The following is a 511-nucleotide window of genomic DNA, read 5'->3' on the forward strand; positions in this document are numbered from 1 at the left end:
TCACCTCCTTTCTAAGGAAATACCCGAGCCCGATGAGGTTCGGATAAACTTGGCAGTTTATCGCTTACTCGTTGTCAGTTTTGAAAGAGTAACGCAATACATAGAAGAAGAACGAGGCGATTTTGCCTGCTCTGATTTCGATGGCATTGTTGAACACTTTCTTTCATTATGTCTAGTCATTCGTTTGGTGGCGATGGCGGAGGGGAACCACGCGTTCCCATACCGAACACGACCGTTAAGCCCTCCAGCGCCAATGGTACTTAGACCGCAGGGTCTTGGGAGAGTAGGACGTCGCCAAGCGGATTAATTCATACAAGCGANGGATTAATTCATACAAGCGAATTACCAACTTTTAGTGGTTGATTGTAATGAACGAGTATGCTAATCTAATATTCCTGTCGTGAAAACGACAAGAAACTTGCACCTTGAAAACTGGATAACGAAAGAAAAGAAATTGCTGAAACATCCTTTAAGCTGTTTTTATTGTAAGCGAAAGGTGTTCGAGATTAAT

At 42.9% G+C, this 511-nt stretch carries 1 rRNA gene; it reads left to right on the top strand.

What is annotated here, in order from left to right:
- Positions 1–183 precede the first annotated feature (183 nt).
- Positions 184–300: ribosomal RNA gene (gene rrf, locus FJQ58_RS00105) — 5S ribosomal RNA — on the top strand.
- Positions 301–511 lie beyond the last annotated feature (211 nt).

The organism is Paenibacillus paridis (assembly GCF_006345825.1).
Lineage (GTDB): Bacteria > Bacillota > Bacilli > Paenibacillales > Paenibacillaceae > Pristimantibacillus > Pristimantibacillus paridis.